The sequence below is a fragment of the Streptomyces sp. NPDC001443 genome (assembly GCF_053597355.1).
The window spans coordinates 149,176-169,615 of record NZ_JBSFIA010000005.1 but is presented as its reverse complement, the minus strand read 5'-3'; the positions used below and the strand labels follow the sequence as shown (position 1 = coordinate 169,615).

At 74.4% G+C, this 20,440-nt stretch carries 20 protein-coding genes; 14 read left to right on the top strand and 6 right to left on the bottom strand.

Annotation, left to right across the window (positions count from 1 at the left end):
* Positions 1–11: 11 nt before the first annotated feature.
* From zapE to ACWC24_RS08710, 5 genes are all read left to right on the top strand, one after another.
* Entirely contained in the window at positions 12–1,115 is a 1,104-nt protein-coding gene (gene zapE / locus ACWC24_RS08730; RefSeq protein ID WP_450662096.1) for a cell division protein ZapE, read from the top strand.
* 226 nt (positions 1,116–1,341) lie between these two features.
* The gene (locus tag ACWC24_RS08725) at positions 1,342–1,749 is read left to right on the top strand and encodes a hypothetical protein (RefSeq protein WP_450662095.1); all 408 of its coding nucleotides are present in this window, start codon (positions 1,342–1,344) and stop codon (positions 1,747–1,749) included.
* Between the two features lie 70 nt (positions 1,750–1,819).
* The gene (locus ACWC24_RS08720) at positions 1,820–2,401 is read left to right on the top strand and encodes a carbonic anhydrase (protein WP_450662094.1); all 582 of its coding nucleotides are present in this window, start codon (positions 1,820–1,822) and stop codon (positions 2,399–2,401) included.
* 185 nt (positions 2,402–2,586) lie between these two features.
* Positions 2,587–3,522, top strand: coding sequence for a slipin family protein (locus tag ACWC24_RS08715; protein WP_450662093.1), 936 nt, complete (start codon positions 2,587–2,589; stop codon positions 3,520–3,522).
* 90 nt (positions 3,523–3,612) lie between these two features.
* On the top strand, positions 3,613–4,512 hold the full coding sequence (locus tag ACWC24_RS08710) for a polysaccharide deacetylase family protein (RefSeq protein ID WP_450662092.1): 900 nt from the start codon (positions 3,613–3,615) through the stop codon (positions 4,510–4,512).
* A gap of 64 nt (positions 4,513–4,576) precedes the next feature.
* Here ACWC24_RS08710 and ACWC24_RS08705 read toward each other — a convergent pair whose 3' ends face one another.
* Positions 4,577–5,248: an ABC transporter gene (locus tag ACWC24_RS08705; RefSeq protein WP_450662091.1), complete on the bottom strand. Its 672-nt coding sequence runs from the start codon at positions 5,246–5,248 to the stop codon at positions 4,577–4,579.
* Positions 5,245–6,102: an ABC transporter ATP-binding protein gene (locus ACWC24_RS08700; protein WP_450662090.1), complete on the bottom strand. Its 858-nt coding sequence runs from the start codon at positions 6,100–6,102 to the stop codon at positions 5,245–5,247. The genes ACWC24_RS08705 and ACWC24_RS08700 overlap by 4 nt, the downstream gene beginning before the upstream one ends.
* A gap of 36 nt (positions 6,103–6,138) precedes the next feature.
* On the opposite strand from ACWC24_RS08700, the gene ACWC24_RS08695 reads away from it, so the two are divergent.
* The 5 genes from ACWC24_RS08695 (at position 6,139) to ACWC24_RS08675 (ending at position 11,929) form a co-directional block, all read left to right on the top strand.
* Positions 6,139–6,855, top strand: coding sequence for an aminoacyl-tRNA hydrolase (locus ACWC24_RS08695; RefSeq protein ID WP_450662089.1), 717 nt, complete (start codon positions 6,139–6,141; stop codon positions 6,853–6,855).
* A 242-nt stretch (positions 6,856–7,097) separates the two neighbouring features.
* Entirely contained in the window at positions 7,098–8,417 is a 1,320-nt protein-coding gene (locus tag ACWC24_RS08690) for a DUF692 domain-containing protein (protein ID WP_450662088.1), read from the top strand.
* Between the two features lie 116 nt (positions 8,418–8,533).
* Entirely contained in the window at positions 8,534–9,316 is a 783-nt protein-coding gene (locus ACWC24_RS08685) for a DUF4142 domain-containing protein (RefSeq protein WP_450662087.1), read from the top strand.
* 79 nt (positions 9,317–9,395) lie between these two features.
* On the top strand, positions 9,396–10,172 hold the full coding sequence (locus ACWC24_RS08680; protein WP_450662086.1) for a TIGR04222 domain-containing membrane protein: 777 nt from the start codon (positions 9,396–9,398) through the stop codon (positions 10,170–10,172).
* Positions 10,173–10,297: 125 nt separating this feature from the next.
* Positions 10,298–11,929: an alpha/beta hydrolase gene (locus tag ACWC24_RS08675; protein ID WP_450662085.1), complete on the top strand. Its 1,632-nt coding sequence runs from the start codon at positions 10,298–10,300 to the stop codon at positions 11,927–11,929.
* A 47-nt stretch (positions 11,930–11,976) separates the two neighbouring features.
* On the opposite strand, the gene hemQ is transcribed toward ACWC24_RS08675, so the two are convergent.
* Together hemQ and hemG are read right to left on the bottom strand one after the other, a co-directional pair.
* Positions 11,977–12,708, bottom strand: coding sequence for a hydrogen peroxide-dependent heme synthase (gene hemQ / locus ACWC24_RS08670; protein WP_152894641.1), 732 nt, complete (start codon positions 12,706–12,708; stop codon positions 11,977–11,979).
* Positions 12,709–12,712: 4 nt separating this feature from the next.
* Positions 12,713–14,173: a protoporphyrinogen oxidase gene (gene hemG / locus ACWC24_RS08665; RefSeq protein WP_450662084.1), complete on the bottom strand. Its 1,461-nt coding sequence runs from the start codon at positions 14,171–14,173 to the stop codon at positions 12,713–12,715.
* A 221-nt stretch (positions 14,174–14,394) separates the two neighbouring features.
* On the opposite strand from hemG, the gene ACWC24_RS08660 reads away from it, so the two are divergent.
* Positions 14,395–15,438: a DUF4349 domain-containing protein gene (locus ACWC24_RS08660; RefSeq protein ID WP_450662083.1), complete on the top strand. Its 1,044-nt coding sequence runs from the start codon at positions 14,395–14,397 to the stop codon at positions 15,436–15,438.
* Between the two features lie 47 nt (positions 15,439–15,485).
* Complete coding sequence (locus tag ACWC24_RS08655) at positions 15,486–16,874, top strand: FAD-dependent oxidoreductase (RefSeq protein WP_450662185.1); 1,389 nt, start codon at positions 15,486–15,488, stop codon at positions 16,872–16,874.
* A 75-nt stretch (positions 16,875–16,949) separates the two neighbouring features.
* Here the strand turns inward: ACWC24_RS08655 and ACWC24_RS08650 are convergent, their stop codons facing one another.
* Positions 16,950–17,252, bottom strand: coding sequence for a hypothetical protein (locus ACWC24_RS08650; RefSeq protein ID WP_450662082.1), 303 nt, complete (start codon positions 17,250–17,252; stop codon positions 16,950–16,952).
* A gap of 140 nt (positions 17,253–17,392) precedes the next feature.
* Here ACWC24_RS08650 and ACWC24_RS08645 point away from each other — a divergent pair, with 140 nt between their 5' ends.
* The gene (locus tag ACWC24_RS08645) at positions 17,393–18,217 is read left to right on the top strand and encodes a rhomboid family intramembrane serine protease (protein ID WP_450662081.1); all 825 of its coding nucleotides are present in this window, start codon (positions 17,393–17,395) and stop codon (positions 18,215–18,217) included.
* A gap of 6 nt (positions 18,218–18,223) precedes the next feature.
* On the opposite strand, the gene hemE is transcribed toward ACWC24_RS08645, so the two are convergent.
* Positions 18,224–19,291, bottom strand: coding sequence for a uroporphyrinogen decarboxylase (gene hemE / locus ACWC24_RS08640; RefSeq protein WP_450662080.1), 1,068 nt, complete (start codon positions 19,289–19,291; stop codon positions 18,224–18,226).
* Between the two features lie 295 nt (positions 19,292–19,586).
* Here hemE and ACWC24_RS08635 point away from each other — a divergent pair, with 295 nt between their 5' ends.
* The gene (locus tag ACWC24_RS08635; RefSeq protein WP_450662079.1) at positions 19,587–20,261 is read left to right on the top strand and encodes a DUF3000 domain-containing protein; all 675 of its coding nucleotides are present in this window, start codon (positions 19,587–19,589) and stop codon (positions 20,259–20,261) included.
* Positions 20,262–20,440: the final 179 nt, after the last annotated feature.

Sequence of the window (20,440 nt, the reverse complement as noted above, 5' to 3'; positions counted from 1 at the left end):
AGTGGTGAACCGTGTCGTCCTCCACCTCCGCCCCCGGCCTCAGCCCCATAGCCGACGCGGCCCCGCTGTCCCTGTGCGCCCGCGCCCCGCATGTCCCCGCGGACCGGCTGGTCGCCGAGATGGTGCCGCCGCCGCGCTTCGACTCGGTGCGCTTCAGCACGTACATCCCGGACCCGAACCAGCCCAGCCAGACCGAGGCCGTGCGGGTGCTGGAGGGCTTCGCCGCCGGACTCGGCGGGGCGCACTCCACCGGTACCGCCAAACGGGGGTTCCTCGGGTTCGGCAGGGCCAAGGCGCCCAAGACCCCGGCGGGCCCTCGCGGGGTCTACCTCGACGGCGGTTACGGCGTCGGCAAGACCCACCTGCTGGCCTCCCTGTGGCACGCCACCCCGGCCGAGCCCGCGCTCAAGGCGTTCGGCACCTTCGTCGAGCTGACGAACCTGGTCGGCGCCCTCGGCTTCCAGCAGACGGTGCAGACGCTCTCCGGGCACCGGCTGCTGTGCATCGACGAGTTCGAACTGGACGACCCCGGTGACACGGTCCTGGTGTCGACGCTGCTCGGCAAGCTGGTCGACGCCGGCGTCGCGCTGGCCGCCACCTCCAACACCCTGCCGGGCAAGCTCGGCGAGGGCCGGTTCGCGGCCGCCGACTTCCTGCGGGAGATCCAGGGCCTGTCCGCCCGCTTCCGCCCGCTGCGCATCGACGGCGAGGACTACCGCCACCGCGGCCTGCCCGAGGCACCGGCACCGTACTCCGACGAACAGGTGACGAAGGCGGCGTACGCGACGGCCGGCGCCTCGCTCGACGACTTCCCGCACCTGCTGGACCACCTGGCCCGCGTCCACCCCAGCCGCTACGGCGCCCTGACCGACGGCGTGAAGGCGGTGTGCCTGACCGACGTCAGCCCGGTGCCGGACCAGTCGACGGCCCTGCGGCTCGTCGTGCTCGCGGACCGGCTCTACGACCGCGAGGTGCCCGTCCTGGCCTCCGGACAGCCCTTCGACCGGCTGTTCAGCGAGGAGATGCTCAACGGCGGCTACCGCAAGAAGTACTTCCGGGCGATATCCCGGCTGACCGCGCTGGCCCGCGACGCCAAGCGGCTCGTCGAGTCCTGACGGCGCGACGCGTCCCGGTCGCCCGCTCCCGGGGCGGGGGCGGGTCGTCCGGACCCGACCACCCGCCCCGCCACCCCCTCCGGGCACGCATTCCCCGCGGCGCGGCGCCACGTCGGCCCGCGACAGCTTTGCCCGATTAGGGGACTTTGCCCGGTTAGCATATTCTTGACCGGTCATTGACCAGTAATTGGCCTGATTCAGGGAAAAGGACCGACGGAGGGCGCCCATGCTCCGGGGTACGACGGCTCGCACCGTGCTGTCGCTGCTGACCGCCGCCCTGCTCGCACTGTCCCTCTCCACTCCGGCCGCGTCCTTCGCGCCCGCGCACCCCACCCGGCACGGCGAGGCCGAGGCCGACGCCGGGTCCGGCCCCGCCCTCACGCGCACGACGCCGCGCGACGAGTCGGCCGTCGCCCTCGACCGCACCCGGCAGGCGAGTCCGGCCAACACCTCCCGCGACCGGCACCACCTGGCCGCCCGCGCCGACCCGGCACCCCAGGAACCCGAGCGCCCGTCGTCGGCCCGGGACCCCGCGACCGCTCCCCGCCCGCCCCGGGCCGAAGACGCGGGGCGGCGCCCCTGGAGATCCCCGGCGGCGCACTCTCCGGCAGTCCTCCAGGTCTTCCGCTGCTGAGCACGACAGAGCGGTCCGACCCTGTCCCGCAAGCCCGACGCGCACCGGCGCGCCAGGAGGAGTGATCCGTATGCAACCCCTCATCGACAACGCCCGTACGTTCGGACAGCGGCCCGAGCAGCTCGCCGAGCTCGCCGCCGGCCAGTCCCCCCAGGTCCTGTTCATCACCTGCTCCGACTCCCGGGTCGTGCCGGCGCTGATCACGGGCGCCCGCCCCGGCGAGCTCTTCGAGCTGCGCACGGCGGGCAACATCGTGCCCCCGCACACCATCGGCCGTCCCACCGGCGAGGCGGCCACCATCGAGTACGCCGTGGAGGTGCTCGGCGTCCAGGACGTCGTCGTCTGCGGCCACTCGCACTGCGGCGCCGTCGGCGCGCTGGTGCGCGGCGACGACCTCGACGCCGTGCCCGCCGTACGCGACTGGCTCGCGCAGGCCGCGGACGACCCGGCGTCCGCGGACCCGGACGACCCGACCGTCGCCGGGGGCGTGCAGCACCACGTCCTCGCCCAGCTGCTGCGGCTGCGCTCCTACCCATGCGTCCAGAAGCGCCTGGCGGACGGCCGGCTGCGGCTGCGCGGCTGGTACTACGAGGTGCACACCGGGGCCGTGCGCGAGCACCGGGCGGACACCGACTCGTTCGAGGCGCTGTGAGCGCCCGCCGACCGGAGCCAGGAGGGCGCCCCCGCTCCGTGAGGCTCCCGGTGCGGCCGGGACGGTGACCGCGGGCTGAGCCTCGGACGGCGTTCGGTCCGGGATCCGGCACATGGCCCCGGACCGAACATCGGGCATATCGTTGCAGGAGCAGATATTTCAGACCTCTTCCCAGGGAGGTCGACATGTTCGAGGAGCTGCTGGCGGCGGCCGCGGCGGTCGGGGCCGCCGGTGTGGTGTACGTCGCCGCGGCGGCACGGGTGGTCAAGCAGTACGAGCGCGGTGTGGTCTTCCGGCTCGGCCGGGCTGTCCGGGTGGTGCGTGAGCCGGGGTTCACGATGGTCGTCCCGGCGGTCGACCGGCTCCGCAAGGTCAACATGCAGATCGTGACGCTGCCGGTGCCGGCCCAGGAGGGCATCACGCACGACAACGTCACGGTGCGGGTCGACGCGGTCGTCTACTTCAAGGTCGTCGACGCGGCGGCCGCGATCATCAACGTCGAGGACTACCGGTTCGCCGTCTCGCAGATGGCGCAGACCTCGCTGCGGTCCATCATCGGCAAGAGCGACCTCGACGACCTGCTGTCCAACCGGGAGAAGCTCAACCAGGGTCTCGAGCTGATGATCGACAGCCCGGCCGTCGGCTGGGGCGTGCAGATCGACCGGGTGGAGATCAAGGACGTGTCGCTGCCGGAGTCGATGAAGCGCTCCATGGCCCGGCAGGCCGAGGCGGACCGCGAGCGGCGGGCCCGGATCATCAACGCGGACGCCGAGCTCCAGGCGTCCAAGAAGCTGGCGGAGGCCGCCGGGGTGATGTCCGAGCAGCCCGCCGCGCTCCAGCTGCGGCTGCTCCAGACGGTGGTGGCGGTCGCCGCCGAGAAGAACTCCACGCTCGTGCTCCCCTTCCCCGTGGAGCTGCTGCGCTTCCTGGAGAAGGCCCAGCAGCAGCCTCCGGGCACCGCGGCGCCTTCCCCGCAACCCCCGCTGCCACCGTCGTCGTCGGCACCGGCGCTGCCGGAACCACCCCTGTCGACCGCTCCGCCGGACGGGGCCGCGCCGTCGGGAGCGTCGCCCTCGGAGGATCCGCCGCAGCCGCCGCCCCCGCCCTCCGACGAGCGGTGAGCCGCCGGGCCAGACCCGGCCGGGTGACTTCGCCACCGCGCCGCAGGCATATAGGCACACTAATCAGCCGCCTGCCCCTACCTTCATATGATGATCACATCGGTACGCCGTCTCATCACCGCCTGCGCCCTGGGCGCCACCCTGGCGGGCCTCGCCGCCTGCGGCACCGACAGCCCCAGCGCCTCCCCCGTCCCACAGACGCCGCAAGCACCGCAAGCCCCTCAGGCGCCCCATGCCCCGCAGCACGCCCCGGCCCCCTCCCCCGCCGTCTCGCGGCCACCGACCCTCGCGCCCGGGCCCGCCGGTCTCACCCCGGTCTTCAAGAACGGCCCCCGCACACCGGACCGGACCGTCGCCCTGACCTTCGACGCCGACATGACCGCCGACGAGGGGCCGCGCGCCGCGGCCGGCGAGCACTTCGACAACCCGCAGCTCATCGCGACACTGCGGGCGCTGAAGGTGCCGGCCACCGTGTTCATGACGGGGCGGTGGGCCGAGGAGTACCCGATCCAGGCCCGCTCGATCGGCCGGGACCCGCTGTTCGAGATCGCCAACCACTCCTACAGCCACTACGCCTTCACCGGCGACTGCTACGGCCTGCCGACCGTGTCCGAGGACCGGATGCGCTCGGAGGTGGAACGGACGTACACCGCCTTCCGCAAGGCGGGGGTGGACGACGCGATGCCGTACTTCCGCTTCCCCGGAGGCTGCTACGACCAGAAGGCGCTGCGCGCGCTGAGCGCCACCGGCGTCACGGCGGTGCAGTGGGACGTGGTGAGCGGGGACGCGTTCGCGACGGACTCCGACGCCGTGGCCAAGCAGGTCCTGGAGGGTGTGAAGCCCGGCTCCGTCGTCGTCATGCACTGCACGCGCAGCGCCGCCCCGGCGACCGAGCGGGCCGTGCGCCTGGTCGTGCCCGAGCTGCGCAAGCAGGGCTACCGGTTCGTGAAGGTGTCCGAGCTGATCGGAGCCGCCGACCGCAGGCGATGACCCCGGCCGGAAGCGGCGTACGGACCTCTCACCGCGCTCGCCGGGAGGTGAGCGCGCAGGTCCCTCACGGCGCTCGCCGGGAGGTGAGCGCGCAGGTCACGGCGGTCGCCGCGGCCGTGAGCAGGACGGCGGCGACGAGGGGCAGCAGGGGCACCGGCACCTTCCCGGACTGCGAGCCGGTGACCAGGCCGCCGACCGCCGCGTTCGCCGGGGACCCGGTCACCACCAGGGACAGCAGGGCCGCGAGCAGCAGCGCGGGCACCGCGCGGCCGGGCGAGCGCAGCACCGGCCAGGCGGTGAGCGCGCCGACGGCCGCCCCGAGCAGGGCACAGACCAGGACGACGAGCAGCCCGGCACCGGCCGCGGGCAGCGGCGGCACCCGGGTGCGGTGGTCGGTGCCCACCGGATCGCTGATCAGCGTCACGACGACGGTCGCGGCCGCGCCCAGTGCGGTGGCGCAGGCCAGGGCCACCAGCAGACAGGCCAGATGCGCCCGCGCCGGTGTGGTCGCCGCCGCGACCACCCCTCGGGCCGCGGGCGGCTCGTTGGTGACGCAGATCCGCACCAGCCAGGCGGCGACGGGGAGCAGGGCCGCGGCCGCGTAGCCGAGGGAGTCGAGCACCGGCTGCCCGCCCTGGATGCCGATCCCGAGGAAACCGGCGTACAGGATGAACGGCGGCAGCCAGCGCTGCGAGCGGATCAGCAGGGCGGCCTGGTAGCGGACGAGGGCGGTCACGGGCGGCTCTCCTCGGCGGGGGCGACGCTCACCACGTGCCAGGGCGGGCGGGCGGTCAGCAGGGCACGGAGCAGGACGTCCGAGTGGGACGCGGGGACGGTGAGCCGGTGGGCACCCGGCGCGCTCTCGTCGACGGCGGTGGCCCAGCGGGCGGCGTCGGCGGGCGGGGCGGCCCCGGCCGGTCCGCGGACCTCGACGAGCACGGCGGGGCCGGCCGCCGGAGCGGCTTGTTCCGTACGCAGGCCGAGCGCGCCGTCGCGCACCGTGTACGTGGCGTCGGGCACCCCCTCCAGCCGGCGTGGGTCGTGGTCGACGAAGACGACGGCCGCACCGGCGGCGGTGCGCTCGGCGACGGCCCGTTCCAGTTCGGCGCGGGCGTCGGCGTCCAGGCCGGTCCACGCCTCGTCGAGCACCAGCAGCTCCGGTTCGGCCACCATCGCCTGGGCGACCGCGACCTTCTGGCTGCTGCCCTTGGACAGCCGTGTCATCGGGGTGCGGGCGTAGGAGGCGGCGCCGAACCGCTCCAGCCACTGCTGCGCGGCCCGGGCGGCCGCCGCGCGCGACAGGCCGTGCACGCTGCCGAGGTGGGTGAGGTATCCGGACGGGGTGAAGGGCAGCGCCGACGGGAAGCGTTCGGGCACGTACGCCGTGCGGGTGCGCCCGGTGATCCGGCCCTCGCTCGGGGCGTCGATCCCGGCGAGGACGCGCAGGAGGGTGGACTTGCCGGTGCCGTTGGCGCCCTCCAGGCGGACCAGGGTCCCGGGGGACACGGTCAGGTCGATGCCGCGCAGCACCCAGGGACCCCGTAAGCCGTAGCGCCGGCCCACGTCGACCAGTCGCAGATCACGTTCCATGGAGGCATCTTCTCCTGCCCATTAGGGTGGGCTGTCGTGAGCCCCGATCCGACACCCCTCGCCGACAGTCCCTTCCGGTCCGAGCCCAGCATCCGCGACCAGGCACCCCAGTACGTCCTGCCGCTGGTGGTGCGCATCGAGCGGGCCGAGCCGCCCGAGCGCACGGACGCGCTGGAGACCGCCGCCCGCGCGGTGCTCAGGATGCTGGACGACGAACGCTCGGCGGGCGACGGCGTCTGGGCGCAGGCGGTCCGGGACTGGCAGGACGCCCGCATCCGCAAGGTCGTGCGGCGGGCGCGCGGGTCCGAATGGCGCCGGGCCGAGGCGCTGCCCGGGATCACGGTCACCGGTGAGTCCGCGGAGGTACGGGTGTTCCCGCCCGTCCCGCTGGACGGCTGGCCCAAGGAACTGGTGAAGCTCCAGGTCTCCGGCACCGACCTCGACGACCCCCGGCCGCCGGCCGAAGCCGCGCCCGGCACACCGGTGCTGTGGTTCAACCCGGAGGTGCCGATGTCGGCGGGCAAGGCGATGGCCCAGGCCGGGCACGGCGCCCAACTCGCCTGGTGGGAACTGTCGGACGAGGAGCGCCGCGCTTGGCGCGACGCGGGCTTCCCCCTCGCCGTACGCACGGCCGATCCCCTGCGCTGGCGCGAACTGTCCGGCAGCGGGCTGCCGTTGGTGCGCGACGCGGGCTTCACCGAGATCGCGCCGGGCAGTTGCACGGTGATCGCCGAACATCCCGCCCTGCGGTAGTCACGGCCCGGGGTGGGCAGCCCGACGGCCCGGTAGGTCGGCGGCCTCGCCCGGCGCCCCGACGGCCCGGTAGGTCGGCGGCCTCGCCCGGCGCCCCGACGGCCCGGCGGCCCTCCGTCCGAACCTCAAATGTTGCTCTGAAGACGAGAGCGGCAGGGTTCGGTGCTCTGCGCCGGGGCGATACCTCCGTCACCAGGGAGGGGCCGCGGCGGGGGCCGGCGGGGGCCCCGGAGGAGGGGACCATGGAGCGACTCGGGACGGGAATCGGCTGGCGGCCGGAGATCGCCGACGCGGTGGAACGCATGCCGGGCGTCGACTGGGTCGAGGTCGTGGCGGAGAACCTGTGCCCCGGCCACCTCCCCGCCTCCCTGCGACGGCTGCGCGAGCGCGGGGTGACCGTCGTCCCGCACGGCGTCTCACTGGGACTCGGCGGCGCCGACCGCCCCGACGAGGGCCGGCTGGCCGCTCTCGCCGAGCGGGTCGGGACGCTGGGCGCGCCGCTGGTCACCGAGCACATCGCGTTCGTACGGGCCGGCGGACCGCTGACCGCCTCCCCGCGGCTGGAGGCCGGTCACCTGCTGCCCGTCCCGCGCACCCGGGACGCCCTCGACGTGCTGTGCGAGAACATCCGTGTCGCGCAGGACGCGCTGCCCGTGCCGCTCGCCGTCGAGAACATCGCCGCGCTGTTCTCCTGGCCGGACGAGGAGCTGACGGAGGGGCAGTTCCTGTACGAGCTGGCCGACCGTACCGGTGTGCGACTGCTCGTCGACGTGGCCAACCTGCACACCAACCACGTCAACCGCGGTGAGGACCCGGCCGCGGCGCTCGCCGCGCTCCCCCTGGAGGCCATCGCGTACGTGCATGTCGCGGGCGGCTTCGAACGGGACGGCGTCTGGCACGACAGCCACGCCCACCCGGTGCCCCGGCCGGTCCTCGACATCCTGGCCGACCTCGCCTCCCGGGTGACTCCGCCGGGCGTCCTGCTGGAGCGGGACGAGAACTTTCCCGAGCCGAGGGAGCTTGAACGGGAACTGGGGGCGATCCGGGACGTCCTGGAGAAGGGACGGGCCGCCGCGGCCGACCGGCCCGCGCCCGCGCCGCCGGCCGCGGACTCCCCCGTCACCGGGCACCTGGACCCGGCCCGGCAGCGCCTCGCCCTCGCCGAGACCGCGCTGTTGTCCGCGCTGGTGGCGGGGACGCCCGCGCCCGAGGGGTTCGACCGGGTGCGTCTGGGGGTGCAGGCGCGGGCGCTGGCCGGGAAGCGGGCCGACGTCGTGGCGAAGGTCGCACCGGAACTGCCGGAGATCCTCGGCGACGGGTACCGGCCGCTGTTCCTCGGCCACGCCCAGCGCCGTCCGATGACCGGCGGCTACCGGCGCGACGCGCTGGACTTCGTGGCGGACCTGCTGCTCGCCGGGCGGCCGGCGGACGGGCGGACCCGGCGGGCGCTGCGGGAGTGGTGGCTGGAGCGGTCGGGTCCGGCGCCGCGCTCCGCCCGGCCGGGGGTGCGGCTCGCCCGCGTGACGCGTCAGGCGCTGCGCCGCCCGCTGAGCCGCCACTGAGCCACCGGGGGAGCCGCAACCCTCTTCTCCTGTACGGCAGTCGGCGTAGAAGCCGCGATAACCCGGCTGCCCCTCACCGAAGCCGGTTAGCGTGCGGTGCCGCAACAGGAGGCACCATGCGACGACCCCGACCCCCCGTGCCCGGCAGAGGCCCGTTCAGTGGCACCGGCCTCATCATCGTCTGTCTCGCCGCCACCATGTGCGCGCTGCTCTACCCGATCTGGTCGTACACCGACCGACGCCCGGCCGGTGTGGACGTGCTCGGCTCACAGACCGTGCCGACGCGGTACGGGCCGCTGTCCGGTCTCGACCGCGACTTCGTCACGAAGGTCCGGCTGGCGGGCCTGTGGGAGCTGCCCGCGGGGCGCCAGGCCGCGCGCAAGGGCACCACGCGGGCCGTACGGACGGCCGGGGAGCGCCTGGTCGAGGGGCACACCTACCTGGACGCGCGGGTACGTGACGTCGCCGCGCGGCTGGGGCTGGTGCCGCCCGACGAACCCGACGCGCAACAGCGGTCCTGGCTGGAGGAGTTGGACGCGGCGAGAGGCACGGACTACGACCGCGGGTTCGCCGACGTCCTGCGGCTCGCGCACGGCCAGGTGTTCGCGCTCGTCGCCCAGGTGCGGGCCGGTACCCGCAACTCCCTGGTGCGTGACCTCGCCGACGACACGATCACGACCGAGCTGGACCACATCAGGATCCTGGAGGCCACCGGATACGTCGACTTCGACGCCCTGGCCCGGGAGGCGGACGGCACGAGCACCCCACCGGCGGTCACCCACTTCCCCGTACCGCTCGACCCGACGACCGCCCCCGCGGGCGGGGTCCCGGCCACGCCGGGGCCGAGCGCCTCCCCGTCCTACCCGCTGCCGCCGGCCACCTCCGGCCCTCCTCCGTGACGTCACGTACCCACAACGCTCCGTCCGGATCGTGAACAGGGCATGGCGCCCCACGGTGCCTTTGGCATAGAAACACGGCATGTTCTGGGTCCTCTTCCTGGTGTCGGCCTGGGCCGTGGCCGCCGTCTCGTGCACCCGCCTGTGCCTGGCCGCCGCACGCGTGGCCGCCGTCGACACGGCCCCGGACGCGACCCACGATCTGACGCTCTACGAAGCCGCGTTCCTGTCCGGCGGGCCCGCCCGGGTCGCCGAGCTGACCCTGGTGTCGATGGCCCGTCAGCGTCGGCTGCTGCTCGCGCACACCGGCTGGGCGACCGTCGTCGATCCGCGCGGGCGGGACGACATGGAGCGGTCCGTCATCGGGGCGATCGGACCCGAGGGTCAGTCGCGCATAGCGCCCGTGCGGAGCGGCGCGGCCGCCGCCGACGCGGTGCGCAGCCTCGCCGACCGGCTGGTGAGCGCGGGTCTGGCCGTACCCGACGGGGCCCGTACGACGGTGGCGTCGGGCGTCCGCCAGGTGCGGGCCGCCACGCTGGCCGTCCTGGCGCTGGGCGCCGTCGCGCTGTCGATGCCCGGCCAGCCGGACATGCCGCGCACCCTGGTCGCCCTCTGGTTCGGACTGCCCCTCGCGCTCACCCTGAGCTGCCTCGTGATCGCGCGGGTCGAGGTCCACCCGTACTCGCGCTGGGCCTCGCCGGCCGGGCAGCGGCTGCTGGGCGCCCTGGTGCGGCAGGGCGGCGGCCCCGGCGACGACCGCACCTACCTCACGTCGGTCGCGGTGCGCGGGGTCCGCGCCGTCGGCGAGCCCGAACTGCGGGCGGCCTTCGGGCAGCGCACGCCGTACTGGCACGACTGACCGCGCCCGCGCCCGGCGGGGGCGCGCGGAGGCATTGGCGCCGACACCGGCAGGCGGTGCTTGCCTTCCCCCGCACCCCCACGAAACATCCCCTTTGTCGCCGCCGTGCCTCGAAGGGATCCGCGATGAGAGCAGCCGTCGTCCACTCGGCCGCCGGGTCGTTGCTGTTGGCCGTTCTCGCCGCCGGTCCGGCCGGGGGCAGCACCGGCGCCCCCGCCACGACGACCGAGCGCGAGGGCACCAGGGTGGCCGCCGCCCGCGCCGCCGGGACCGGTGTCCGCTTCGGCGCGTGCACCGAGTTGCGGGACGCGCCGGACAGCCTCCGGTGCGGCACGGTGAGCGTCCCGCTCGACTACGCCCACCCGGACGGCAAGCAGATCGAGCTGACCGTCAGCCGGGTGCCGGCCACCCACCGCGACCCGCACAACAGCAAGCGCCGGGTGCCGCGCAAAGGCGCCCTGGTCTTCAACCCGGGCGGACCCGGCGGCTCCGGCATGTACTTCCCGCTGGCCGGCACGCTCCCGCAGTGGAAGCGCATCGCGGCCGCCTACGACCTGGTCGGCTACGCCCCGCGCGGCGTCGGCCGCTCGGCACCGCTGTCCTGCCAGGACCCCGGGCACTTCTTCAAGGGACCGGCCCCGGCGCCGGTGCACCCCTCGGAGTCGTACAAGCGGGAGCGCGTCGCACGGGCCAAGGCGTACGCGCAGGGCTGCGCGAAGCGGTCGGGCAGCGCGCTGCGCCACTACACCTCCCTGAACAACGCCCGTGACCTGGACGTCCTGCGGGCCGCGCTCGGCGAGCCGAAGCTGACGTTCCTGGGCGCCTCGTACGGCACCTACTTCGGGGCGCTGTACGCGACCCTGTTCCCCTCGCACGTGGCCCGGATGGTGTTCGACGCGGCGGTGAACCCCGATCCCGCGCAGATCTGGTACCGCAACAACCTCGGCCAGTCGGCGGCGTTCGAGGAGCGCTGGGCGGACTTCCGGGAGTGGGTCGCCCGCCACCACGACGTGTACGGACTGGGCACGACGGCCGCGGCGGTGGCGGACAGCTACGAGAAGGCGCGGGCCCGGCTGGCCGCCCGGCCGGCCGGCGGGAAGGTCGGCCCCGCCCAGTTGCAGAACGCGTTCCTCCGGGCCGGGTACTACGACACGTACTGGCCCTCGCGTGCCGCGGCGCTGTCGGCGTATCTGAAGGGCGACCCGCGGCCGCTGGTGGCCCAGGCGGCGCCGGTCACGCGGTCGGCCGCCGAGGCGGAGAACGGGAGCGCCGTCTACACGGCCGTGGAGTGCAACGACGCGCCCTGGCCGACGGACTGGAAGGTGTGGGACCGCGACAACACGCGGCTCGCTCGGGTGGCGCCGTTCGAGACCTGGGACAACGCCTGGGCGAACCTGCCGTGTGCCTACTGGCCGGTGCCGCGGCAGCAGCCGCTGGACGTGCGGACCGGCCCCGGCGAGCTGCCGCCGACGCTGATCCTGGCCGCCGAGCGGGACGCGGCCGCGCCCTACGACGGCGCTCTGGAGCTGCGCCGACGGCTGGCGGGCTCGGTGCTGGTGACCGAGCGGGACGCCGGCACGCACGGTGTCGCCGGCGGTCCCAACCGCTGCGTCAACGGCCATCTGGAGGCGTATCTGCTGGAGGACCGGCTGCCGGACCGGCGCGCGTCCTGCGCACCGCGTCCGGAGCCGGTGCCCACGCCGAAGCCGGGCACGAAGGCGAAGCCGGCCACGCGGTCGAAGCCGGTACGGGGCTGACGGCCGGCCGCCGGGGGCCTGCCTTGCGGCAGGCCCCCGGAGCGGGCTCAGGCCAGGCCCGCGACCAGCTCGGCGATGTCCTTGCGGCGGCCCGTGTAGAAGGGGACCTCCTCGCGGACGTGCATCCGCGCCTCGGAGGCACGCAGGTGACGCATGAGGTCGACGATGCGGTACAGCTCGTCGGCCTCGAAGGCCAGCATCCACTCGTAGTCGCCGAGGGAGAACGAGGCGACCGTGTTGGCGCGCACGTCGGGGTATCCGCGGGCCATCTTGCCGTGGTCGGCGAGCATCCGGCGGCGGTCCTCGTCGGGCAGCAGGTACCAGTCGTAGGAGCGCACGAACGGGTAGACGCTCACGTAGTTGCGGGGCGTCTCGTCGGCGAGGAACGCCGGGATGTGCGAGCGGTTGAACTCGGCGGGGCGGTGCAGCGCCATGTTCGACCAGACCGGCTCCAGAGCGCGCCCCAGCTTCGTCCGGCGGAAGAGGTTGTACGCCTCCTGGAGCTGGTCGGAGGTCTCGGCGTGCCACCAGATCATGAGGTCGGCGTCGGCGCGCAGGCCGGACACGTCGTAGGTGCCGCGGATGGTCACGTCCTTCGCGGCGAGCTGGTCGAACAGCTCCTGGACCTCGTCGGCGTAGCCCGCGCGGTCCTCGGGCAGCACGTCCTTCAGCCGGAAGACGGACCACAGCGTGTAGCGGATGACCTCGTTGAGGTCCTTGGCCAGCTTGCCCTTGTTCGGGATCCTGCCGGACTCGGTGGTGGGGGCATCTTCACTCATGCGGCTATTCTCCCGCTCCGCCGTGCAGGCTCTGCACCGGGTTGGCGGTGAGTTCCTGCACACCGCGCAGGTCGCCGCCGAGCTGGTCGACCGCCGCGTACGCGCTCGCGATGCAGGCCGGGATGCCGACCCCGTCGTACGCCGCGCCGCACACCGCCAGGCCCGGGACCGCGGCGACGTGCCCGCGGACGCGGGCCACGCGCGCGTGGTGGCCGACGGGGTACTGGGGCAGGCCGTCGGTCCAGCGGGTGACCCGGGTCTCCAGGGGGACGGCGTCGAGGCCGGTGGCCGCCTTCAGGTCGTGCCGGGAGACCGCCACGAGGGCGGCGTCGTCGCGCTCGAGGATCTCGGTCTCGCGGTGCCGTCCGACCGAGGTGCGCACCACGACCACGTCCGGGTCCTCGTCGGCGATCCAGCCCCACTTGCGGGAGGCGAACGTCGACGCCTTGATGGTGCGCCCGTCCACCGGCGGGACGAGGAAGCCGCTGCCCTCGGGCAGGGCGGCCGCGTCGCCCTGCCGGTAGGCGAGGGTGATCAGGGCCATCGAGGCGTACTCCACGGTGTCCAGTTCGGCGGCGGCCGCGGGGCAGTCCTCGCGCAGCAGGCGGGCGGTGTCGCGGGCGGGGGCCGCGAGGACGACGGCGTCGGCCTCCTCGGTGCGGCCGTCGGTCAGGATCCGCCAGCCGTCGCCGGTGCGGCGCAGGCCGCGCACCGAAGTGTTCAGCCGGATCTCCCCGCCGCGCGCCTTCACCGACTCCGCGACGGCGAGCGGGAGCCGGCCCACTCCGCCGGCGATGCCCATGAAGACGGGCCCGGCCTGCTGGTTCGCCGCCGTCTTCGCCTGGATCTCGCGGACCGCCTCGGTCAGCGAGTCGTGCGTGCGCGCGGCCTGGTAGAGCTGGGGGACGGCGGAGCGCAGCGAGATGCGGTAGGCGTCGCCCGCGTAGACCCCGCCCAGCAGGGGTTCCACCAGCCGGTCGACGACCTCTCGGCCGAGCCGGGCCGCCACGTACTCCCCCACCGCCACGTCGTCGCCGACCTCGGTGCGCGGCAGGCGGGCGTCGTCGTCGATACGGGCCAGGCCCTCGTCGGACAGCACTCCGGCCAGCGCGGCGGCGGTGCCGGGGACGCCCATCACATGGCCCTTGGGCATCGGACGCAGGGCGCCCCGGGTCCAGATCGAGGCGGTCGCGGTGGCCGGCGGCTGGAGGTGGTCGGCCAGACCCACCTCGCGCGCCAGCTCCACCGCCTCCGGTCTGCGGGCCAGCATCGACTCGGCGCCGAGGTCGACGCGCGCGCCCGCGATCTCGCCCGGCAGCAGCTTGCCGCCGACCCGGCCGGACGCCTCCAGCACGGTCACGCGCGCCCCGCGCTCCAGCAGCCGGTGGGCGGCGGCCAGCCCCGCGATCCCTGCCCCCACGACGACGACATGCTGCGTGCCCGTACCCGTATCCGTTGCGCTCATGACCCCACTCTCTCAGAGCCCTCCGACACTCCCTCAGAGCCGTTCGGCACCCTCGCGCGGCCCTTCGGGCACTCCCTCAGGGCCCTCCGGCAGCCCCGCGGGCCCCCGGTGTCCTGGACGAGTCCCGACCGTGACCGCATCGCGACCGGCCGCCGCAAACGTCCCGGGCCGCTGCGGCGTCGAAGGAGCGTCAGTCGTCACCGCCCCGGGGGGAGACCCACATGCGCGCACCACACCCCGCCCCACGTTCCGCACGGCGTTCCGCGCCGCCTTCCGTACGGCGTTCCGCCCGGGCCCTGGCCGGGTTGCTGCTCGTCTCGGCCCTGGCCCTGGCGGGATGCAGCGCGGGCGCGGACGACAAGTCCGCCACCGCTTCCGACGCCAAGGCCGCGGCCGGGCCCGAGGCGCAGACGGACACCGGTTCGCAGGCCCGGTCGGGCGCCGCCGACAGCAGCGGCAGCAGCAGCGGCAGCGGCAGCGGCAAGGCGAAGACCGGCACGCCGCCGGCCCTGTCCACCAGCCACATCATCCGCACCGCCACGCTGACCGTGCGGGTCAAGGACGCCGCGAAGGCCCTCGACTCGGCCCGCACCACCACCGAGAACGCGGGCGGCTACGTCGGCGACGAGACGACCACCCGGTCCACCCAGGACACGGACAGCGGCGAGACCACCCGGGTCGTGCTGCGCGTGCCGGTCGACCGTTACGACGAGGTCCTCGCCGGTCTGGAGGGCACGGGCAAGCTCCTGGAGCGCACCGCGAAGGCCCAGGACGTCACCGACCAGGTCGTCGACGTCGACAGCCGGGTCAAGTCGCAGCGCGCCAGCGTGGCCCGCATCCGCGAGCTGATGGACCGGGCGACCAAACTCTCCGACGTGGTCACCCTGGAGGGCGAACTGAGTTCCCGCGAGGCCGATCTGGAGTCGCTGCTGGCCCAGCAGGCGTCCTTGAAGGACCGGACGAGCATGGCCACCATCACGCTCTCCCTCTTCGAGAAGCCGGTGCCGAAGGCCGAGAAGAAGGACGAGGACCCCGGGTTCACGGACGCGCTCGCGGGTGGCTGGGGAGCGTTCGTGACGATGCTGCGCTGGCTCGCGGTGGCGTTCGGCGCGGCCCTGCCGTTCGCGGCCGTGGCGGCGCTGCTGGTCCTGGCGTGGCTGCGCCTGGTCCGGCCCCGGCGCCGGCACCGGACCGCACCGGACGGACCGGTTCCGACCGGACCCGACCGGAACGGGCCGACCTTGAGCGGACCCGATCAGCACTGAACCGACAGCACCGAAATGCCCGTCCCCCGTAGCGTGTTCGTATGAGCATGAGCCGTGTGAGCCCTCGGGCAGAGCGACTGGTCGTGATCGGCGGCGACGCCGCGGGAATGTCCGCGGCGTCCCAGGCCCGCCGACTCAGAGGTCCGGACGAGCTGGAGATCGTGGCCTTCGAACGCGGCCACTTCACGTCCTACTCGGCGTGCGGCGTCCCCTACTGGGTGGGCGGCGACGTCACCGAACGCGACCAACTGATCGCCCGCACGCCCGAGGAGCACCGCGAACGGGCGATCGACCTGCGGATGCGCACCGAGGTCACGGAGATCGACACCGCCGGGCAGCGGGTACGCGCGCGTGACCTGGACAGCGGCGCCGAGTCCTGGACGTCGTACGACAAGCTGGTGATCGCGACCGGGGCCCGGCCGGCGCGTCCCGAGATGCCGGGCATGGACGCCCCGGGGGTCCACGGGGTGCAGACCCTCGACGACGGCCAGGCCCTGCTCGACACCCTGGCACGCACGCGTGGCCGACGCGCGGTGGTCGTCGGCGCCGGCTACATCGGCGTGGAGATGGCCGAGGCGCTCATCAACCGGGGCTACGGGGTGACGGTCCTCAACCGCGGCACGGAGCCCATGTCGACGCTGGATCCCGACATGGGCCGTCTGGTGCACCGGGCGATGGAGGGCCTCGGCATCACCATGGTCAACGACGCCGAGGTCACCAAGGTGCTCACCGGCGACGACGGGCGGGTACGGGCGGTGGTCACCGAGGACGCGGAGTACCCGGCCGACGTGGTCGTGCTCGGCATCGGCGTACGCCCGGAGACGGCCCTCGCACGGGCCGCCGGACTGCCCCTGGGCAGCCACCACGGCCTGCTCACCGACCTGGCGATGCGGGTGCGCGGCCACGAGAACGTCTGGGCGGGCGGCGACTGCGTGGAGGTGCTGGACCTCGTCTCGGGACAGGAGCGGCACATCCCGCTCGGCACCCACGCCAACAAGCACGGCCAGGTCATCGGCACCAACGCGGGCGGCGGCTACGCCACCTTCCCCGGCGTCGTCGGCACGGCGGTGAGCAAGGTCTGCGACCTGGAGATCGCGCGCACGGGGCTGCGCGAGAAGGACGCGCACCGGGTCGGGCTGCGCTTCGAGGCGGTCACCATCGAGTCGACCAGCCGGGCGGGCTACTACCCGGGCGCCTCGCCCATGACGGTGAAGATGCTCGCCGAGCGCCGTACGGGACGGCTGCTCGGCGTGCAGATCGTCGGCCGGGAGGGCGCGGCGAAGCGGGTCGACATCGCCGCGGTCGCCCTCACGGCCGGCCTGACGGTGGAACAGATGACGGCCCTGGACCTGGGGTACGCGCCGCCCTTCTCCCCGGTGTGGGACCCGGTGCTGGTGGCCGCCCGCAAGGCGGCGGCCAAGGTGCGCCCCGCCTGACGGCCCCGGTGCACCACGGCGGCCGGGGCGGTGCGCTCGGGCCGTCCCGCGGCTCCGGGGCCCGGGACGGAACGCTCAGGCCGTGCCGGTGATCCGGGGCAGCGAGGCCACGGACGCGCTCGCGGCCGTGGCGGTGGCGGCCGGCTGCTCGCCGGCCGGCCGCGCGTGCGCCGCCGACGCCCTGACGGTCCGCAGCCGGTTGCCGACCGCCTCGTCGAGGGTCACCGGCCGCTTCAGCTGCGCGGCGAGCCGCCCCGCCTCCTGGCCGAGCCGGGCCACGTCCTCCCACGGCAGCCGCACCACCAGTGAGATCTCCGCCTCACCGTCAGGCAGTGCGTGGATCGCGGGCAGAGCCTGAGCGGTAACTCCGTCGTTCATCGCCTGATCCTCACGTCGTCCCCGCGTCACGCCTTCCCCGGACCGCGGGCGGTTGACGACTCATACGCGTGTACGGACGCGGGTGTTCACCGGCCCGTCGTCCACCGGTTCGTCCGGCGTCCCGCGGGCAGTAGTCCCTTGTGGTCATCCCCGTGCACGACGTCAACCCGGTGCGCCGCACCCCCTGGGTGACGTACGCGCTGATCGCCGCGAACGTCCTGGTGTTCCTGTTCACGCCGGGCCTCGCCGGCTCCGCGGCGGCCGGCGACCATCTGTCCCGGCTCTGTCACCTGCACGCGTTCCTGGACCACTACGCGGCGGTGCCACGGGAGTTGATCCACCATCAGCTTCCGGGAACCGTCCCCACGGGGGCCGTCGGGGCCGGCGCACAGGGGCCGGGCTGCGTGGTCGGACCGCCGGGCTACGCCAAGTCCCCGCCTCTGTCCGTGTTCACCGCGCTGTTCCTGCACGGCAGCTGGCTGCATCTGCTGGGCAACATGCTGTTCCTGCTGATCTTCGGGAACAACATCGAGGACCGCATGGGGCACATCCGCTTCACGCTGTTCTACGTCGCCTGCGGCTACGCGGCCTCGTACGGCTTCGCACTGCTCAACGACGCGTCGACCGACCCGCTGATCGGCGCCTCGGGGGCGATCGCCGGCGTGCTGGGCGCCTATCTGGTGCTGTATCCGAGGGCGCGGGTCTGGGTGCTCGTCCCGTTCCTGGTCTTCCTGCCGCTGCGGCTGCCGGCCTGGCTGGTGCTCGGCTTCTGGTTCGTGCTCCAGGCGGTGTACTCGTCCGGCGAGGGCGTCTCCGAGGTGGGCACGGTGGCGTACGCGGCGCACATCGTCGGCTTCCTCACCGGGATGCTGCTCGCCTGGCCGCTGCGGCCCGGCACCCCACCGCCTCCGGAGCCGCGCGGCCTGCTGTTCGGCAGGCGGGCGCGACCCCGGCACTCCTGGTGAGGCGCCTCAGCGGGCGGTGCGGGTGTGGACGTACTCCACGAGCCGGGTCAGCGCGTCCGGGTCGGTGGACGGCATGACTCCGTGGCCGAGGTTGAAGATGTGGCCCTCCAGGTCCGCGGCCGCGTCGAGGACCTCGCGCGTCTTGGCCTCGACCGCGTCACGGCCGGCGAACAGGACGGTCGGGTCCAGGTTGCCCTGGAGCGCCTTGCCCGGTCCGACCCGGCGGACGGCCTCGTCCATCGGCACCCGCCAGTCGACGCCGACGACGTCCGCGCCCGCCTCGCCCATCAGACCGAGCAGCTCGCCGGTGCCGACACCGAAGTGGATGCGGGGGACGCCGTACCCCTCGACCGCGCGGAACACCTTCGCGGAGGCGGCCATCACCGAGCGGCGGTAGTCCACCGGGGCCAGCGCGCCGGCCCAGGAGTCGAACAGCTGGACCGCGCTCGCGCCCGCCTCGATCTGGACCTTCAGGAAGGCCGCGGTGATGTCGGCGAGACGGTCGAGCAGGTCGGCCCAGAGCTCGGGGTCGCCGTACATCATCGCCTTGGCGTTCTCGTACGTGCGCGACGGGCCGCCCTCGACGAGGTAGCTCGCGAGGGTGAACGGCGCGCCCGCGAAACCGATCAGCGGGGTGCCGCCGAGTTCGCGGGTGAGCAGGCCGATCGCCTCGACGACGTAGGGCACGTCGTCCGGGGTCAGGTCGCGCAGCTGCGCCAGGTCGGCGCGGGTGCGGATCGGCCGCTCGACGACCGGGCCGACGCCGGGCTTGATGTCGAGGTCGATGCCGATGGCCTTGAGCGGGACGACGATGTCGCTGAAGAAGATCGCCGCGTCCACGTCGTGCCGGCGCACCGGCTGGAGCGTGATCTCGGTGACCAGCTCGGGGCGCATGCAGGACTCCAGCATCGGAACGCCCTGGCGCACCTTGCGGTACTCCGGCAGGGAGCGACCGGCCTGCCGCATGAACCACACGGGCGTGTGCGGCACGGGCTCACGCCTGCACGCCTTCAGGAAGGGGCTGTCGTACGTCGCTGTCGGCTGCTGGCCCGCGGGGCTTCCGTTCGCACTCACGACGGCAAGTCTCGCACGACGGCGGAGCACCCCGGGCCGGAGTGCGGGACACGGGACCGCCTACGGGTCGGGGCGCGGGTGGCTCACGGGTCGGGGCGCGCGCAGTGCGGGCAGGGGCGTGGAGGGCGGGCCGCGGGCCCTGGGTGCGGGGGCGGGGCGCGGGCGGTTCGGGGTGCGGGCAGGGGCGTGGGGGCAGGGTGCGCGCGGGGGTGCGAGGTGCCGTGCGCGGGAGCGCAAGGGGCCATGGGGGTGTCTTGCTCTGCACGAAGCCCCCGTTCCCCTTAATCTTCCCCGCATGGCTGCGGCTCAGGGACGACTGTCGGACGGCGCTGGCGAGATGGACGACGCGAAGGACACCGGGGAGGACGCCCCACACGCGAACGCGGCTCCGCCGCCCTTCCGGGCCGCGGTGGACGCGCTGAGAACCGCGCGGCTGCGACCGCAGATCGAGATCGAGCCGACACCGGCCCCGCAGCGGCTGGCGCCGTTCACGTACGCGCTGGAGGCGGCGGTCGTCGACGGCGACCAGGAGCTGGCCGACGGCCGGCTGGTGCTGCTGCACGACCCCGCCGGGCACGACGCCTGGCAGGGCACCTTCCGGCTGGTGACGCTGGTGCGCGCGGAACTGGAGGCGGAGATGGCCGCCGACCCGCTGCTGCCCGAGGTGTGCTGGTCGTGGCTGACGGGCGCGCTCCAGGCGCGCGGCCTCGGGTACGGCGAGCCGAGCGGCACCGTCACGCGCGCGAGCTCCCACTACTTCGGCGGGCTGTCGGCACGCCCCGCGGCCTCGCAGATCGAGATCCGGGCGTCGTGGACGCCCCGGGAGGGCCTGGGCGGGGTCCCGGACACCGCGGGCCATCTGGCGTCCTGGTGCGATCTGCTGGCCCAGGTGGCGGGGCTGCCGCCGGCCGGTCCCGGCGACGCGTCGGTGGTGACGCTGCCGCAGCGACGGGGGCCGCAGTCCCGGTGACCTCACCGCGGGGGCGGAGTCCGGACCGGAACCGGGGCCGGGACCGGAGCCGGGGCCGGGGCTGACGCAGGGGCCGAGCCGGGGCCGGGACCGGAGCCAGGGCCGGGGCTGACGCAGGGGCCGAGCCGGGGCCGGGACCGGAGCCAGGGCCGGGGCTGACGCAGGGGCCGAGCCGGGGC

Coding starts and splice junctions, on each gene's coding strand:
- ACWC24_RS08690 (WP_450662088.1), top strand. CDS start 7,098: ATGGAGCGACTCGGGACGGGAATCGGCTGGCGGCCGGAGATCGCCGAC.
- hemG (WP_450662084.1), bottom strand. CDS start 14,173: ATGAGCGCAACGGATACGGGTACGGGCACGCAGCATGTCGTCGTCGTG.
- hemQ (WP_152894641.1), bottom strand. CDS start 12,708: ATGAGTGAAGATGCCCCCACCACCGAGTCCGGCAGGATCCCGAACAAG.
- ACWC24_RS08720 (WP_450662094.1), top strand. CDS start 1,820: ATGCAACCCCTCATCGACAACGCCCGTACGTTCGGACAGCGGCCCGAG.
- ACWC24_RS08700 (WP_450662090.1), bottom strand. CDS start 6,102: ATGGAACGTGATCTGCGACTGGTCGACGTGGGCCGGCGCTACGGCTTA.
- ACWC24_RS08710 (WP_450662092.1), top strand. CDS start 3,613: ATGATCACATCGGTACGCCGTCTCATCACCGCCTGCGCCCTGGGCGCC.
- ACWC24_RS08715 (WP_450662093.1), top strand. CDS start 2,587: ATGTTCGAGGAGCTGCTGGCGGCGGCCGCGGCGGTCGGGGCCGCCGGT.
- ACWC24_RS08685 (WP_450662087.1), top strand. CDS start 8,534: ATGCGACGACCCCGACCCCCCGTGCCCGGCAGAGGCCCGTTCAGTGGC.
- ACWC24_RS08680 (WP_450662086.1), top strand. CDS start 9,396: ATGTTCTGGGTCCTCTTCCTGGTGTCGGCCTGGGCCGTGGCCGCCGTC.
- ACWC24_RS08660 (WP_450662083.1), top strand. CDS start 14,395: ATGCGCGCACCACACCCCGCCCCACGTTCCGCACGGCGTTCCGCGCCG.
- ACWC24_RS08655 (WP_450662185.1), top strand. CDS start 15,486: ATGAGCCGTGTGAGCCCTCGGGCAGAGCGACTGGTCGTGATCGGCGGC.
- ACWC24_RS08650 (WP_450662082.1), bottom strand. CDS start 17,252: ATGAACGACGGAGTTACCGCTCAGGCTCTGCCCGCGATCCACGCACTG.
- ACWC24_RS08635 (WP_450662079.1), top strand. CDS start 19,587: ATGGCTGCGGCTCAGGGACGACTGTCGGACGGCGCTGGCGAGATGGAC.
- ACWC24_RS08675 (WP_450662085.1), top strand. CDS start 10,298: ATGAGAGCAGCCGTCGTCCACTCGGCCGCCGGGTCGTTGCTGTTGGCC.
- ACWC24_RS08725 (WP_450662095.1), top strand. CDS start 1,342: ATGCTCCGGGGTACGACGGCTCGCACCGTGCTGTCGCTGCTGACCGCC.